The organism is Ramlibacter alkalitolerans, assembly GCF_016722765.1.
In the GTDB taxonomy this organism is placed as follows: Bacteria; Pseudomonadota; Gammaproteobacteria; order Burkholderiales; family Burkholderiaceae_C; genus Ramlibacter; species Ramlibacter alkalitolerans.
The window spans coordinates 273,625-288,536 of record NZ_JAEQND010000007.1 but is presented as its reverse complement, the minus strand read 5'-3'; the positions used below and the strand labels follow the sequence as shown (position 1 = coordinate 288,536).

Here is a 14,912-nt window from a genome sequence, read left to right as displayed (position 1 = left end):
CGCAGCCCACAAAGCGCTCGCCTCGGCTCCCCCCGGGTGGAAGAATCGATCGATGTCATGGGGGCTCGACGCCGGGCGCATGCTGCGCCTCGACTGGATGCTGGTGGTTATCGGCGCCTGGCTCCTGATCGGGCTGGCGGGGGTACTGGCGCTGCGCCGCTTCACCTTCGTGGCCCGCGTCCTGTTCCCCCTCGGGGGCGCCCTCGGCGTCGCGCTGCTGGTGCTGGCGCTGCCCTCCGTGTTCGCGCCGCCGCAGGTCGCGGTGCTGCCGGTGGGGCTGCCCACGCTGCCCTTCCACCTGCGCCTCGACGGACTGGCGGCCTTCTTCCTGATGGTGATAGGCGGCGTGGCGGCGGGCGTCTCCGTGTTCGCGGCCGGCTACTTCCGCCGCGCCGAGGGCACGCCGCCGGGGCTGCTGTGCCTCGAGTACCACCTGTTCCTCGCCGCCATGACCCTGGTGGTGCTGGCCGACGACGCCTATTCCTTCATGGTGATGTGGGAGACGATGGCACTGTCCTCCTACTTCCTGGTCACCGCCAACCATCGGGTGGCGGAGGTGCGCCGGGCGGGCTACGTGTACATCGTGATGGCGCACATCGGCGCGGTGGCCATCCTCCTGTGCTTCGGCGTGCTGCAGGCCGACACGGGAGACTACACCTTCGCCAACATGCGCGCGCAGGACCTGTCGCCGTTCTGGGGCTCGGTCGCCTTCCTGCTGGCGCTGCTCGGGTTCGGCGCCAAGGCCGGCCTGCTGCCGGTGCACGTGTGGCTGCCGGAGGCGCACCCCGCCGCGCCCTCGCCGGTGTCCGCGCTCATGAGCGCTGTCATGCTCAAGACCGCGGTGTACGGCGTGCTGCGCGTGGCCTTCGACCTGCTGCATACCCACGCCTGGTGGTGGGGCGGGCTGCTGCTGGCGCTCGGGCTCGCCACGGCGCTGTTCGGCGTCGTCTTCGCGGCGGTGCAGGTGGACATGAAGCGCCTGCTCGCCTATTCCTCGATCGAAAACATCGGCCTGGTGTTCGCGGGCATGGGCCTGGCGCTGATCTTCTCGGCCTACGGCATGAAGCCGCTGGCGGCGCTGGCGCTCACCGCGACGCTGTACCACGTGGCGAGCCACGCGGTCTTCAAGAGCCTGCTGTTCCTGAGCACCGGTTGCGTTCTGCATGCCACCGCCGAACGCAGCCTCGGCAAGCTCGGGGGCCTGATCCGCTACATGCCTTTCGTGGCGTGGGTCACGCTGGTCGGCGTGCTGACCAGCGCCGGCCTGCCGCCGCTGGCCGGCTTCGTCTCCGAGTGGCTGCTGCTGCAAAGCTTCCTGTTCACGCCGGAACTGCCCGATTCGCTGCTGAACATGCTGGTGCCGGTGGTGGCGGCGCTGATCGCCCTGGTGGCGGCGCTGGCGGGCTACACGATGGTGAAGTTCTTCGGCGTGATCTTCCTCGGCCAGCCGCGCGAGGAGAAGCTGGCGCAGGCGCACGACGCCGGCGCGTGGGAGCGGCTGGGCATGCTCTGGCTGGCCCTGGGCTGCGTCGCGCTCGGACTGCTGCCGGTGCAGTTCATCCAGTTCATCGACCCGGTCACCCGGCAGCTCGTGGGCGCGGGCCTGGGACAGCGGCTCGCCGCCGACGGCGGCTGGCTGCTGGCGCCCAGCAGCGTCGAGCGCGCCAGCTACGGGCCGGTGATCTTCCTGCTTGGCGTGGCCGCGAGCTTCGCGCTCGCCTTCCTGGTGGTGCGCAAGCTCTATCACGGGCGCATCCGCCGCGCCCCGGCCTGGGACTGCGGCCATCCCTGGCAGACGGCCCGCATGCAGGACACCGCCGAGGGCTTCGGCCAGCCGATCCGGCAGATCTTCGAACCCTTCTTCGTGATGCGGCGCGAACTGCCGACGCCCTTCGACGCGCAGCCCCGCTACCGGGTCGTGGTGGAGGACCACTTCTGGCGCTGGATCTACCTGCCGCTGGTGGCGCTGGCGACGCGGCTGGCCCGGCTGGCCAGCCTGCTGCAGCAGGGACGCATCTCCGTCTACCTTCTCTACAGCTTCGTGACCCTGGTCCTGATGCTGCTGGTGGTGCGGCGATGAGCCTGTCGGGCGTCATCGCGCAGGCCCTGGAGATCGCGGTGGCGCTCGCGCTCGCGCCGCTGCTCACCGGCTGGGTGAACCAGTGGCGCGCGCGGCTGCAGAACAAGTCGCCGCCGGGGCTGCTGCAGCCCTACCGGCTGCTGCACAAGCTGTTCCACAAGGACTCGGTGGTCGCCGAGCATGCGTCGCCGCTGTTTCGCGGCGTGCCTTACGTGGTGTTCGGCTGCATGGCGCTGGCCAGCTCCATCGTCCCGACCCTGTCCACCGACCTGCCGCTCGCACCCGCCGCCGACGCCATCGCGCTGGTCGGCCTGTTCGCGCTGGCCCGCGTGTTCATCTCGCTGGCGGCGATGGACGTCGGCACCGCGTTCGGCTCGCTCGGCGCGCGGCGCGAGATGCTGATCGGCTTCCTCGCCGAGCCGGCGCTGCTGATGGTGCTGTTCTCGGCCTCGCTGATCTCGCGCTCCACCTCCCTCACGACCGTGGTGGAGACGCTCGCGCACCGCGAACTGGCGATCTACCCGGCGCTGGCCTTCGCGCTGGTGGCCTTCATCATGGTGGCGCTGGCGGAAAACGCGCGGGTGCCCGTCGACAACCCGGCGACGCACCTGGAGCTGACCATGATCCACGAGGCGCTGATCCTGGAGTACTCCGGCCGCCACCTGGCGCTGATCGAGTGGGCGGCCAGCCTGAAGCTGTTCGCCTACTCCTGCATCGGCATCGCGCTGTTCATGCCCTGGGGCATCGCGGAGGCGCAGGCCCCGGTGGCGCTGCTGCTGGCGCTGCCGGTGCTGGTGTTCAAGCTCGCCGCCGGCGGGATCGGGCTGGCGCTGCTGGAGACGCTGGCCGCCAAGATGCGGATCTTCCGGGTGCCGGAGTTCCTGGCCTCGGCCTTCCTGCTGGCCGTGATCGGCATCCTGGTGCACCTGCTGCTGGCGGTGAATCCGGCATGAGCTCGGTCCTCATGCAAGCGATCAACCTGCTCGGCGCGCTGCTGCTGATGCTGGCGTTCGCGATGAGCGCGCAGCGCCGCATCCTGTCGCTGATCAACCTGTTCACGCTGCAGGGCCTGGCGCTGGTGGTCTCCACCGCGGTCGTCGGCTACGCCACCGGGCAGCATCACCTGTACCTGTCGGCGGCGCTCACCTTCGCGCTGAAGGTGGTGCTGATCCCCATCCTGCTGCACCGCATCGTCGACCGGCTGAAGATCCGCTGGGACGTGGAGACGCTGATCAACATCCCGACCACCATGCTGATCGGCATCCTGGTGGTGATCTTCGCCTTCAACCTCGCCACGCCGATCGCGAAGCTCTCGACTTCGCTGGCGCGCGGCACGCTCGGCATAGCGCTGGCCTGCGTGCTGCTGTCCTTCCTGATGATGATCACGCGGGCCAAGGCCGTGCCGCAGGTGATCGGCTTTCTGGCGATGGAGAACGGCCTGTTCTTCGCCGCCACGTCGGCCACCCACGGCATGCCCATGGTGGTGGAACTGGGCATCGCGCTGGACGTGCTGATCGGCGTGCTGATCCTGGGCGTGTTCATGTTCCAGATCCGCGAGCAGTTCGACAGCCTGGACATCCGCCACCTCGAAACGCTGAAGGACCAGTAGTGGGCATCGACCTGATCTTCCTGCTGCTGGCCATTCCCCTGGCCGGCGGCGTGGTGCTGGCCTTCGTGGGCCACCGCGACGAGGCGCCGGAGATCAACGTGGCCTTCAGCCTCGGCGGCTTCCTGGCCGCGTGCGGCCTGACCGCCCGGGTGGTTTCCGAGGGGCCGCTGTTCGCGCTGGGGCAGGAGTTCTTCATCGACCCGCTCAACGTGTTCCTGGTGACGCTGACGGCCTTCGTCGGCCTCACCACGGCGATCTTCTCGCGCCCCTACATGCGGGTGGAGCGGGACCACGGCAAGATGACGCCCAGGCGGCTGCGCCTGTACCACAGCATGTACCAGCTGTTCGGGTTCACCATGCTGCTGGCGCTGACCACCAACAACATGGGCATGCTGTGGGTGGCGATGGAGGCCGCCACGCTGACCACCGTGCTGCTGGTGAGCGTGTACCGCACGGCCGCCAGCCTGGAGGCGGCGTGGAAGTACTTCATCCTGTGCGGCGTGGGCATTGCGCAGGCGCTGTTCGGCACGGTGCTGCTGTACATGGCGGCCGAGAAGGTGCTCGGCGCCGAGGGCGGGGCGCTGCTGTGGACGCACCTGCAGGGCGTGAAGTCGCAGCTCGATGCGAACGTGATGACGCTCGCCTTCGCCTTCCTGCTGGTGGGCTACGGCACCAAGGTGGGTCTCGTGCCGCTGCACAACTGGCTGCCCGATGCGCATGCCGAAGGGCCGACGCCGGTCTCCGCCGTGCTCTCGGGGCTGCTGCTGAACGTGGCGCTGTACGCGGTGCTGCGCTGCAAGGTGCTGGCCGACGGCGCGCTGCAAAGCCACCTGGCCGGCAACCTGATGATGGGATTCGGCCTGCTCTCGGTCGTCGCCTCGGCCTTCCTGCTGCTGCGGCAGAAGGACGTCAAGCGCATGTTCGCCTACTCCTCGATCGAGCACATGGGGCTCATGACCTTCGCCTTCGGCATGGGCGGGCCGATCGCCAGCTTCGCGGGGCTGCTGCACATGACGGTGCACTCGCTGGTGAAGTCGGCGATCTTCTTCGCCGTCGGCCATGCGGCGCAGAAGGCCGGCACGCAGGCGATGGACGAGATCCGCGGGCTGATCAAGGTCAGTCCGACGGTCGCGTGGGGGCTGATGCTGGGCTCGCTGGCGATCCTGGGCATGCCGCCCTTCGGCGTGTTCGCCAGCGAATTCCTGATCGTGACGACGGCGATGCGCGAGCATCCCTGGGCCACGCCCTTCCTGCTGGTGGCGCTCGGGGTGGCCTTCGCCACCGTGTTCAGCCGCGTGCAGCCGATGGTGTTCGGCGAGACCACGGTGCAGCGCCTGCCCCACCCGCCGGCGCTGGTGCCGGTGTTCCTGCACCTGGGGCTGGGCCTGATGCTGGGCCTGTACATCCCGCCGTACCTGGATGCCTGGTACCGCCAGGCGGCACGCATGCTGGGAAGCTGACATGGGCATCACCCGGCTGCACCTTCCCTTCGCCCGGCTGGGCGCGCCGCTGCCGATCTGGCACAGCGCCGTCGACCGCGGGCAGTGGCTGGCCGCCGCGGGCAGCGTCGCGCAGTCGGGCGGGCGGCTGGTGGCCCTGTGGGGCACGGACCGCGGCGAGGCGCTCGCCGTCTGCGCCGCCTACGCCGTGGAAACGGGCCTGTACTGGGTCGAGCTCGGCATCGATGCGCAGGCAGCGCGCTATCCCGGCATCGCGCACCTCTTTGCCTGCGCGGACCGCATGCAGCGCGCCACCTTCGACCTGCTGGGGATCGCGGCCGAGGGGGCCCAGGACCAGCGGCCCTGGTTGAACCACGGCGCCTGGCCGCCGCAGCACCGGCCGCTGCGCCTGGGCGAGGCAGACGCGGCGATCGCCCCGCAGGCGCTGCAGGACTATCCCTTCGTGCGGGTCGAGGGCGACGGCGTGCACGAGATCCCGGTCGGCCCGGTGCACGCCGGCATTATCGAGCCGGGCCACTTCCGCTTCTCCGTCGTCGGCGAGAAGGTGCTGCGGCTGGAGGAGCGCCTGGGCTATGCCCACAAGGGGATCGAACGGCGCTTTCGCGACCTGCCGGCGCTGGAGGGCCACCGGCTCGCCGGACGCGTCTCGGGCGATTCCACCGTTGCCTTCGCGTGGGCCTACTGCATGGCGCTGGAGTCGGCGCTCGGCTGCGACCCGCCCGCGCGCGCCACGTGGCTGCGCGCGCTGATGCTGGAGCGCGAGCGGGTCGCGAACCACCTGAACGACCTGGGCTTCCTGGGCAACGACGCGGCGCTCGGCTTCGGGCTGGCGCAGTTCTCCCGCCTGCGGGAGGACTGGCTGCGCCTGTCCGGCGAGGCCTTCGGGCACCGGCTGATGATGGACGGCGTGGTGCCGGGCGGCGTGGCGGCCGATGTCGACGGCCCCCTGCGCGAGCGCCTGCTGCGCCAGTGCGACGCGATCGAGGCGGAGGTTCGGGCGCTGGAAGGCATCTACGAATCGCACGCCGGCCTGCAGGACCGCTTCGCGACCACCGGCGTCGTCAGCCCCGAGCTCGCCTTGCGACTCGGGCTCACGGGGCTGGCGGCACGGGCCAGCGGCCAGTCCATGGACCTGCGCTGCGACCAGCCGTGGCCGCCCTACGCGGGCCTGCAGGTGCGGCGCGCGGGCCATCGCAACGGCGACGTCGCAGCCCGGGTGGCGGTGCGCTTCCAGGAGACGCTCGAGTCGCTGCGCCTGCTCCGCCTGCTGTGCGACGGCCTGCCGGCCGGCGCGGCGCGCAGGCCCGTCGCGCCGCCCGCCGGGCCGGCCGTCGGCGCGGGCTGGGTGGAAGGCTGGCGCGGCGAGGTGCTGGTGGCACTGGAACTCGGCCCCGGCGGCGCGGTGCGGCGCTGCCACTGCCACGATCCGTCGTGGCAGAACTGGCCGGTGCTGGAGCACGCGGTGATCGGCAACATCGTTCCCGACTTCCCGCTGATCAACAAGTCCTTCAACCTCAGTTACTCGGGGCACGACCTCTGATGTGGAAGATCCTGCGGCAGATCGCCCGGGCCGGCGTCCCGTCCGAGGCGCCGCCGTTCGCGCCGGCAGCGGACGACGCCGCGGGCGTGCAGCGCATCCGCGAGGAGATCCTGCAGATCCTGGGCCAGGCGCTGGCGATCCGGCAGGTGGATGCCGGCTCCTGCAACGGCTGCGAGCTGGAGATCAACGCGCTGACCAATCCCTACTACAACCTGGAGGGACTGGGGATCAGGTTCGTGGCGAGCCCGCGCCACGCGGACCTGCTGCTGGTCACCGGCTCGGTGTCGCGGAACATGGAAACGGCGCTGCGGCGCACCTACGAAGCGACGCCCGAGCCGCGGCTGGTGGTCGCGGTCGGCGACTGCGCCTGCGACGGCGGGATCTTCGGCGCAGGTTATGCGACCTGCGGTGCGGTCGCGAACGTGCTGCCGGTGGATGTGGTGGTGCCGGGTTGCCCGCCGCCGCCGCTGGCGATCATGCAGGGCATCCTGGCGGCCGTGCGGCGGCGCCGGTGAGCCGGCTTACTTGTCGTCGTCGCCGCCGGGCAGCACGGCGCCGGCGGCGGCGCCGACGGCCTTGCCGGTCAGCTTCACGGTGCCGACGGCGGCGTCGACGGCCAGGCCGCCCGCGGTGGCCGCCAGGCCGACGGCGGCACCGGCGACGGTGATGACGGTGCAACCGGACAGGAGCGCGGCGGCGAGGCCCGCGACGGCGGCGCGGAGGAGGTACTGCATGCGCGCGAGCTTAACCGAGCAGCCTCAGCCGGGCCGCTGCTTTACATGGCTGCCGCGCCGCGGGCGCAACACAGGCGGGGAGTTTTGCCGCGCTGGCGGCTGGTGAGGTGCGCCGGGTAGCTCGCCGGCGGGGCTACGACCGTAGGCTGGCGGTGAGCTGCGCGAACCCCAGGGTTCGCATGCTGGGGTTCGCGCAGCTCACCTCCGGCCGCTGTCGCGGCCCCAGCCTACGGCCGATCACGACGGCGCCGTTGACGACTGCTAGCGCACCCGCATGCCGGGCTGGGCGCCGGGCCAGGGATTGAGCACGTAGATGCCGCCCGCCTTGTCCTCGGCGTGGCTGGCGGCCAGCACCATGCCCTCGCTGACGCCGAACTTCATCTTGCGCGGTGCCAGGTTGGCCACCATCACGGTCAGCTTGCCCACCAGTTCCCCGGGCTGGTAGGCGGACGCGATGCCGGCGAACACGTTGCGCGTCCTGCCCTCGCCGATGTCGAGGGTGAGCCGCAACAGCTTCTTCGCCCCCTCCACCGACTCGCAGTTGACGATCTTCGCGATCCGCAGATCCACCTTCGTGAAGTCGTCGATCGTGATCTCCGGCGCGATCTCCTCGCCCCCCGGCGGCTCTTCACTCCCTCTCCCGCCTGCGGGAGAGGGTTGGGGTGAGGGGGCTGTCTCCGCCGCCGGCTCGAACAACGCATCCACCTGCTTCATCTCCACCCGCTGCATCAGGTGCTTGTACTCGCCCACCTGGTGCCCGGCCCCCAGCGGCGTGCCGGCGTTGCTCCACTCCAGTGGCGCGCAGTTGAGGAACTGCTCCGCCTGCGCGGCCAGTTCCGGCAGCACCGGCTTCAGGCAGGCCGTCATCACCTTGAAGGCCTCCAGGCATTCCGAGCAGACCCGCGCGGCCTCCTCTCCCTTGCCCTCCTTCAGCAGCTTCCAGGGCGCCGCCGTGTCGAAGCGCGTGTTCACCTGGTCGGCGAAGGCCATCACCTCGCGCAGCGCCTTGCCGTAGTCGCGGCTCTCGTACAGCGACTTCACCGAGTCGACGAGCCTGTCCACGCCCAGCGCCGCCAGGTCGCCGGCGACCAGCTTGCCGCCCGGCACGAACTTCACCGCGCGGCTGGCGATGTTCACGTACTTGCCGATCAGGTCGGCGTTCACGCGGGCCACGAAGTCGTCGGGGTTGAAGTCCACGTCCTCCACCCGGCCATTGAGCTTGGCGGCGATGTAGTAGCGCAGCCACTCCGGGTTCATCCCGAGCGAGAGGTACTTCAGCGGATCGATCCCCGTGCCGCGGCTCTTGGACATCTTCTCGCCGCTGACGGTGATGAAGCCGTGCACGTTCACCTGCGTCGGCGTCTTGCGCTGGCTGAACTGCAGCATCGCCGGCCAGAACAGGGTGTGGAAGTAGACGATGTCCTTGCCGATGAAATGGACCTGCTCCACCTCCGGATCGGAGACGTACTGCTCGAAGCTCGCGTCGGTCCGCGACGCCGGGTGCCAGTGGTTCTTCGCCTGCCCCTTGTCGAAGTGGTTCTTCAGGCTGGCCAGGTAGCCGATCGGGGCGTCGAGCCAGACGTAGAAGTACTTGCCCGGCGCATCCGGGATCTCGATGCCGAAATAGGGCGCGTCGCGGCTGATGTCCCAGTCGGCCATGCCGGCCTCGAACCATTCGCCGGCCTTCTTCGCGACTTCGGGTTGCAGCTTGCCGTCCTGCGTCCAGGCCTTGAGGAAGTCGACGACCTCCGGCTTGGACAGCTGGAAGAAGTAGTGGTCGGAGCTGCGCAGCTCGGGCCGCGCGCCGGTGAGGGTGGAATACGGCTCGATCAGCTGGGTGGGCGTGTAGACGCTGCTGCACACCTCGCAGGAGTCGCCGTACTGGTCCTTGGCGTGGCAGACCGGGCACTCGCCCTTGATGTAGCGGTCCGGCAGGAACATGCCCTTGACGGGGTCGTAGAACTGCTCGATGCGGCGCGTGGTGATCAGGCCGTTGGCCTGCAGGCGCCGGTAGATGCCCTGGGCGAGCTCGGTGTTCTCCGGGCTGTCGGTGGAGTGCCAGTTGTCGAAGCGGATGTGGAAGCCGTCCAGGTACTGCTTGCGGCCGGCGGCGATGTCCGCCACGAAGGCCTGCGGCGTCTGGCCCGCCTTCTCGGCCGCGATCATGATCGGCGCCCCGTGCGCGTCGTCGGCGCCGACGAACTGCACCATGCTGCCCTGCATGCGCTGGCTCCGCACCCAGATGTCGGCCTGGATGTACTCCATGATGTGGCCGATGTGGAACTTGCCGTTGGCGTAGGGCAGGGCGGTCGTGACGAAGAGCTTGCGCTGGGGCATGGGGGTTTTCCTGGGGAACCGGGGATTCTAGATTGCATGAGTACACTTCCAAGAACGGAAGGACTCAAGCTCTATGGCCACCCAGGAACAGCTGCTCGCCGCCCTCGCGGGCGTCACGGACCCGAACACGGGCAAGGATTTCGTCAGCACCAAGGCGGTGAGGAACGTGCACGTGGAGGGCGGCGACGTCTCCTTCGACGTCGAACTCGGATATCCGGCCAAGAGCCAGGTGCCGGCCCTGCGCAAGGCGCTGGTCGCGGCGGCCAAGTCGGCGCCGGGCGTCTCCAACGTGTCGGTGAACATCACGACCAAGGTGACCCCGCATGCCGTCCAGCGCGGCGTGCAGCTGATGCCCAACGTCAAGAACATCATCGCCGTGGCTTCCGGCAAGGGTGGCGTCGGCAAGAGCACCACGGCGGCCAACCTGGCGCTGGCGCTCGCCGCCGAGGGCGCCTCGGTCGGCGTGCTGGACGCCGACATCTACGGCCCCAGCCAGCCGATGATGCTGGGCATCTCGCGCCGCCCGGAGAGCGACGACGGCAAGACCATGGAGCCGCTGGAGAACCACGGCGTCCAGGTGATGTCGATCGGCTTCCTGGTCAACCAGGACGAGGCCATGATCTGGCGCGGCCCGATGGCCACCCAGGCGCTGGAGCAGCTGCTGCGCCAGACGAACTGGAAGGACCTGGACTACCTGATCGTCGACATGCCGCCGGGCACCGGCGACATCCAGCTCACGCTGTCGCAGCGCGTGCCCATGACGGGCGCCGTGATCGTGACCACCCCGCAGGACATCGCCCTGATCGACGCCCGCAAGGCCGTGACCATGTTCGAGAAGGTCGGCGTGCCGATCCTGGGCGTGATCGAGAACATGGCCGTGCACGTCTGCAGCAACTGCGGCCACGCCGAGCACATCTTCGGCGAGGGCGGCGGCAAGCGCTATGCGCAGGAGAAGGGCATCGATTACCTCGGCGCTCTGCCGCTGGCGATGCAGATCCGCGAGCAGGCCGACAGCGGCAAGCCCACCGTGGTGGCCGACCCGGACAGCGAAGCCGCCGGCATCTACCGCAGCGTCGCGCGCCAGGTGGCGATCAAGATCGCTTCCAAGGCGAAGGATTTCTCCTCCAAGTTCCCGACCATCACGGTCTCCAAGAGCACCTGAGGAGGCCGTCGTGATCCAGCGCCCCAGCATCGACGTGGCGGTGATCATGCGCAAGGTGCGCACGAGCAGCCGCTGGCAGGAATGGCGATGGGAGCTGGAAGACGTCGTCGAGAACGAGGAGACGTTCGGTGCCGAGCCGCGCCTGCTGCACCGCGACGCCGCCGGCGAGCGCTGGCTGCACCCCGGCTTCCCGGTGGAACTGTTCCGCACCGACGGCGAGGGCTACTTCCTGAACCTCAGCTCCCCGGCGCCCTGCTTCTTCGTGCTGTGGCGCATGGAGGAGGAGCCGACGGTCGCCGACGAGCCCATCCCGCGGCCCATCATCGTGAGCCTCAGCTACCACGATGCGGGCCGCTGGCTCGATGCGCAGGAGACGGTGGAACAGGTTCCGGCGCCGCCCGACGTGGTCGAGTGGATGCGCGCCTTCGCCGAGGAGCACTACGTGCCCGAGCCCAGGAAGCGCAAGCGTCCGGAGAGCTTCCGCCGCCTCGAAGACCGCTTCGGGCAACCGGCCTCGGTGAGCACGCACAAGAAGTACGGCGGGGAGAACTGAAGTGGCCGATGGATTCCTGGGGCGATGGTCGAAGCGCAAGGAAGCGGTGCGCAAGGGGGAGGAGATTGCTCCGGAGCCCGAGCGGCGCGTCGAGGCGAAGGCCGTTCCCTCACCCCAGCCCTCTCCCGCAAGCGGGAGAGGGAGCGAAGTCACTCCCTCTCCCCCCCGGGGAGAGGGCGGGGGTGAGGGGGCTGCGGCGCTCGAGCCGCCCCCGACGCTCGAAGACGTCCAATCCCTCACCCAGGACGGCGACTTCACCCGCTTCGCCAGGCCCGGCGTTCCCACGGACGTCAAGAACGCCGCCTACAAGAAGCTCTTCTCCGACCCGCACTTCAACGTGATGGACGGGCTCGATGTCTACATCGACGACTACTCCAAGCCGGACCCGATCCCGCCCGAGATGCTGCGCAAGCTCGCCAGCGCGAAGTTCCTGAACCTCTTCGACGACGAGGAAAAGGACGAGGACGCAGCCGAAGCGGCGACGGGCGTTGCAAGGGAAGTCGCTGATGACCCCGGCGCGCAAATCGTGGCACAGTCGGGCAGCCCGGCGGACCCTGCATTCCCGTCGGCGAAAGACCATGCCGACCCTGATCTGCGACTGCAACAAGACGATGCCCCTGGACCCGAAAGCCCTGGGGCGGGCGCTCGATGAAGACCTGACGCTGCACTCGACGCTGTGCCGCCGCGAGGCGGGCGCGTTCCAGCAGGCCGTGAAGGGCGGCGCCGATGTCGTGGTGGCCTGCACCCAGGAAAAACGGCTGTTCGCCGAACTGGGCCAGCAGACCGAAGGCGCCGTGTCCCCGGTGCGCTTCGTCAACATCCGTGAAACGGGCGGCTGGAGCCGCGACGCGAAGGGCGCCTCGCCCAAGATCGCGGCGCTTCTCGCCGCCGCGAAGCTGCCCGAACCGGAGCCGGTGCCCACGGTCAGCTACAAGAGCGAAGGCCGGCTGCTCGTGATCGGCCCGCTGGAAGACGCCGAGCGCTTCGCCGCGCTGCTGGGCGACGCGCTGGACGTGACCATCTTCTCCCGCGGCGGCAGTGGCGCGCAGGAGCGGCGCTTCCCCGTCCTGGGCGGCCGCATCGACCAGCTCTCGGGCTGGCTGGGCGCCTTCCGCCTGGCCTGGTCGCAGGACAACCCGATCGACCTGGACCTGTGCACGCGCTGCAATGCCTGCGTCGCCGCCTGCCCGGAGCAGGCGATCGGCCTGGACTACCAGGTGGACCTCGACGCCTGCAAGAGCCATCGCGCCTGCGTCAAGGCCTGCGACGTGGCCGGCGCGATCGATTTCACGCGCGCACCGGTCGCCCACGACGACACCTACGATCTCGTGCTGGACCTGCGGCGCCAGCCCTCCTTCCTGCAGCATGCCCCGCCGCAAGGCTATTTCCACCTGCCGCCGGGAGAGGAGAACGGCCCCCGGGCGCTCGAGGTCGTGATCCGGCTGCGCGAGCTGGTGGGCGAATTCGAGAAGCCGAAGTTCTTCGCCTACAAGCAGAAGCTGTGCGCCCACAGCCGCAACGAGAAGATCGGCTGCAATGCCTGCGTGGACATCTGCTCCGCCGAGGCCATCTCCAGCGAGAAGTCGCGCCAGCAGATCAAGGTCAATCCGAACCTGTGCGTCGGTTGCGGCGCCTGCACCACGGTCTGCCCCACCGGCGCGCTCAGCTACGGCTATCCGCGCGCTGGCGAGCAGGGCACGAAGATCCGCACGCTGCTTTCCACCTTCGAGCGCGCCGGCGGCACCGCGCCGGTCCTGCTGCTGCACAGCCAGGAGCGCGGCCAGCAGCTGGTCGAGGAACTCGGTCGCGCGGCCCGCGTCGGTGCGGCCGCTGGCGTGCCCGCCAACGTGATCCCGCTGGCGGTGTGGCACGTGGCGAGCATCGGCATCGACCTGTGGCTGACGGCCGTCGCCCAGGGAGCCGCGCACATCGCGCTGCTGGCCACCAGCGAGGAGGCCCCGCAGTACCTGGAAGCCCTCGAGCAGCAGATGCAGGTGGCGCAGGCGATCCTGGAAGGCCTGGGCTACGCGGGCCGGCACTTCAGCCTGCTGCGTGCGCGCAATGCGAGCGACCTCGACCAGGAACTGCAGCTGCTCGCACCGCGCCGCGGTGCGACGCCGCAGACGCGCGCCCCGTTCGCCGTCTCCGGCGAGAAGCGCACCACGCTCGACCTCGCGCTCGACCACCTGGTGGAGCACGCGAATGCCCGGCCGGAGGCGATCGCGCTGCCCCCTGGCGCGCCCTTCGGCAGCATCACGGTCGACAAGGACAAGTGCACCCTGTGCCTCAGTTGCGTCGGCGCCTGCCCGGCGAGCGCCCTGCAGGACAACCCGCAGGCCCCGCAGCTGCGGCTGGTCGAGAGCAACTGCGTGCAGTGCGGCCTCTGTGCCGGCACCTGCCCGGAAAAGGCGATCACGCTGCAGCCGCGGCTGCTGCTGTCGCCGGTGCGCAAGCAGCCGCGCGTGCTCAACGAGGCGCAGCCCTATGGCTGCATCCGCTGCGGCAAGCCCTTCGGCACCCTGCGCGGCATCGAGGCCATGATCGGGCGGCTCGCCGGCCACTCGATGTTCCAGGGCCAGGCCCTGGAACGCCTGAAGATGTGCAGCGACTGCCGCGTGATCGACATCTATTCCGCGAGCGACGAAGCCCGCATCTCCGACGTATGAGCGAATCCCTGCCCACCACCAGCGCGCTGGACGAGGAAACCGCGCGCGCCGAGATCTACGGCCTGCTCGCGCAGCTGTACTACGCGCCGCCCCCGCCGCCGTTGCTGGAGGCGCTGCGGCTTGCGGTCACCGAGGCCCCGGCGCAGGGCGCCTTCCTCGAGGAGCCCTGGCGCGCGCTGGTGGGCGCGGCGCGGGTGCAGGAGGCCGAGGCGATCGCCGAGGAATACGAGGCGCTGTTCGGCGGCGTGGGCAAGCCCGAGGTCTACCTGTTCGGCTCGCACTACATCAGCGGCTTCCTCAATGACAAGCCGCTGGTTCGGCTGCGTGCCATGCTCGCCGAGCTCGGCCTCGGGCGCGACGAGGCGAGCGCCGAAACCGAGGACCACGTCAGCTACGAGTTCGAGGTGATGCGCTACCTCATCGCAGGCGACGACGTGGCGGTGGCCAACCTCACTCGGCAGCGCGAGTTCTTCACCGCGCACCTGCAGCCCTGGGTGAACGAGCTGTGCGAGGCCATCGCGGCGCATCCCCGCGCGCGGTTCTACGCGGTGCTCGCCGACTTCACGCGTGCGTTCGTGAATGTCGAAGCGCAAGGCTTCGACATGTTGTCGTAGCGCTCTCGACTTAAGTACTTTCCCTGCGGCTTGCGCTTTATTCCACCCGCTGGTCGGGGCGGCACGGTGCTGCACGTCTTTCGGCGACATTGCTTCCTGTCGGGCTCCTGTCACGCGCAGCGCGCTTGGCGTTTTCCCTGACGCTTAACTTCGTTTT

12 protein-coding genes and 1 pseudogene are annotated in these 14,912 nt (G+C 69.6%); 11 read left to right on the top strand and 2 right to left on the bottom strand.

The window, feature by feature from the left end; genetic code table 11:
* Positions 1-52: 52 nt before the first annotated feature.
* Genes hyfB through JI746_RS14345 form a run of 6 tightly spaced genes read left to right on the top strand, consistent with a single transcriptional unit; the run spans position 53 to position 7,204 of the window.
* A complete protein-coding gene (gene hyfB, locus JI746_RS14370; protein ID WP_201690359.1) occupies positions 53-2,080 on the top strand; it encodes a hydrogenase 4 subunit B in 2,028 nt (675 codons plus the stop codon).
* The gene (locus JI746_RS14365) at positions 2,077-3,033 is read left to right on the top strand and encodes a respiratory chain complex I subunit 1 family protein (protein ID WP_201690358.1); all 957 of its coding nucleotides are present in this window, start codon (positions 2,077-2,079) and stop codon (positions 3,031-3,033) included. Before hyfB ends, JI746_RS14365 begins: the two co-directional genes overlap by 4 nt.
* Complete coding sequence (locus JI746_RS14360) at positions 3,030-3,689, top strand: formate hydrogenlyase (protein ID WP_201690356.1); 660 nt, start codon at positions 3,030-3,032, stop codon at positions 3,687-3,689. Before JI746_RS14365 ends, JI746_RS14360 begins: the two co-directional genes overlap by 4 nt.
* Positions 3,689-5,149, top strand: a complete 1,461-nt coding sequence (locus tag JI746_RS14355) for a hydrogenase 4 subunit F (protein ID WP_408004100.1) — start codon at positions 3,689-3,691, stop codon at positions 5,147-5,149. Before JI746_RS14360 ends, JI746_RS14355 begins: the two co-directional genes overlap by 1 nt.
* A gap of 1 nt (position 5,150) precedes the next feature.
* The gene (locus JI746_RS14350; RefSeq protein WP_201690355.1) at positions 5,151-6,689 is read left to right on the top strand and encodes a hydrogenase large subunit; all 1,539 of its coding nucleotides are present in this window, start codon (positions 5,151-5,153) and stop codon (positions 6,687-6,689) included.
* A complete protein-coding gene (locus tag JI746_RS14345) occupies positions 6,689-7,204 on the top strand; it encodes an NADH-quinone oxidoreductase subunit B family protein (RefSeq protein WP_201690353.1) in 516 nt (171 codons plus the stop codon). The genes JI746_RS14350 and JI746_RS14345 overlap by 1 nt, the downstream gene beginning before the upstream one ends.
* Before the next feature lie 6 nt (positions 7,205-7,210).
* Here the strand turns inward: JI746_RS14345 and JI746_RS14340 are convergent, their stop codons facing one another.
* Positions 7,211-7,423, bottom strand: a complete 213-nt coding sequence (locus JI746_RS14340; protein ID WP_201690351.1) for a hypothetical protein — start codon at positions 7,421-7,423, stop codon at positions 7,211-7,213.
* A 261-nt stretch (positions 7,424-7,684) separates the two neighbouring features.
* Positions 7,685-9,760, bottom strand: coding sequence for a methionine--tRNA ligase (gene metG, locus JI746_RS14335; RefSeq protein WP_201690349.1), 2,076 nt, complete (start codon positions 9,758-9,760; stop codon positions 7,685-7,687).
* Between the two features lie 70 nt (positions 9,761-9,830).
* On the opposite strand from metG, the pseudogene apbC reads away from it, so the two are divergent.
* From apbC to JI746_RS14310, 5 genes and pseudogenes are all read left to right on the top strand, one after another.
* Positions 9,831-10,922, top strand: a pseudogene (gene apbC / locus JI746_RS14330) (iron-sulfur cluster carrier protein ApbC); the annotation flags it as partial.
* Between the two features lie 46 nt (positions 10,923-10,968).
* Positions 10,969-11,475, top strand: coding sequence for a DUF3305 domain-containing protein (locus tag JI746_RS14325; protein ID WP_201690463.1), 507 nt, complete (start codon positions 10,969-10,971; stop codon positions 11,473-11,475).
* Position 11,476: 1 nt separating this feature from the next.
* Entirely contained in the window at positions 11,477-12,127 is a 651-nt protein-coding gene (locus JI746_RS14320; RefSeq protein ID WP_201690345.1) for a DUF3306 domain-containing protein, read from the top strand.
* Entirely contained in the window at positions 12,054-14,141 is a 2,088-nt protein-coding gene (locus tag JI746_RS14315; RefSeq protein ID WP_201690343.1) for a 4Fe-4S binding protein, read from the top strand. The genes JI746_RS14320 and JI746_RS14315 overlap by 74 nt, the downstream gene beginning before the upstream one ends.
* Positions 14,138-14,755 carry a TorD/DmsD family molecular chaperone gene (locus JI746_RS14310; protein WP_201690341.1) on the top strand — a complete coding sequence of 206 codons (618 nt, stop codon included), beginning with the start codon at positions 14,138-14,140 and terminating at the stop codon, positions 14,753-14,755. The genes JI746_RS14315 and JI746_RS14310 overlap by 4 nt, the downstream gene beginning before the upstream one ends.
* The last annotated feature ends 157 nt before the right edge of the window (positions 14,756-14,912 follow it).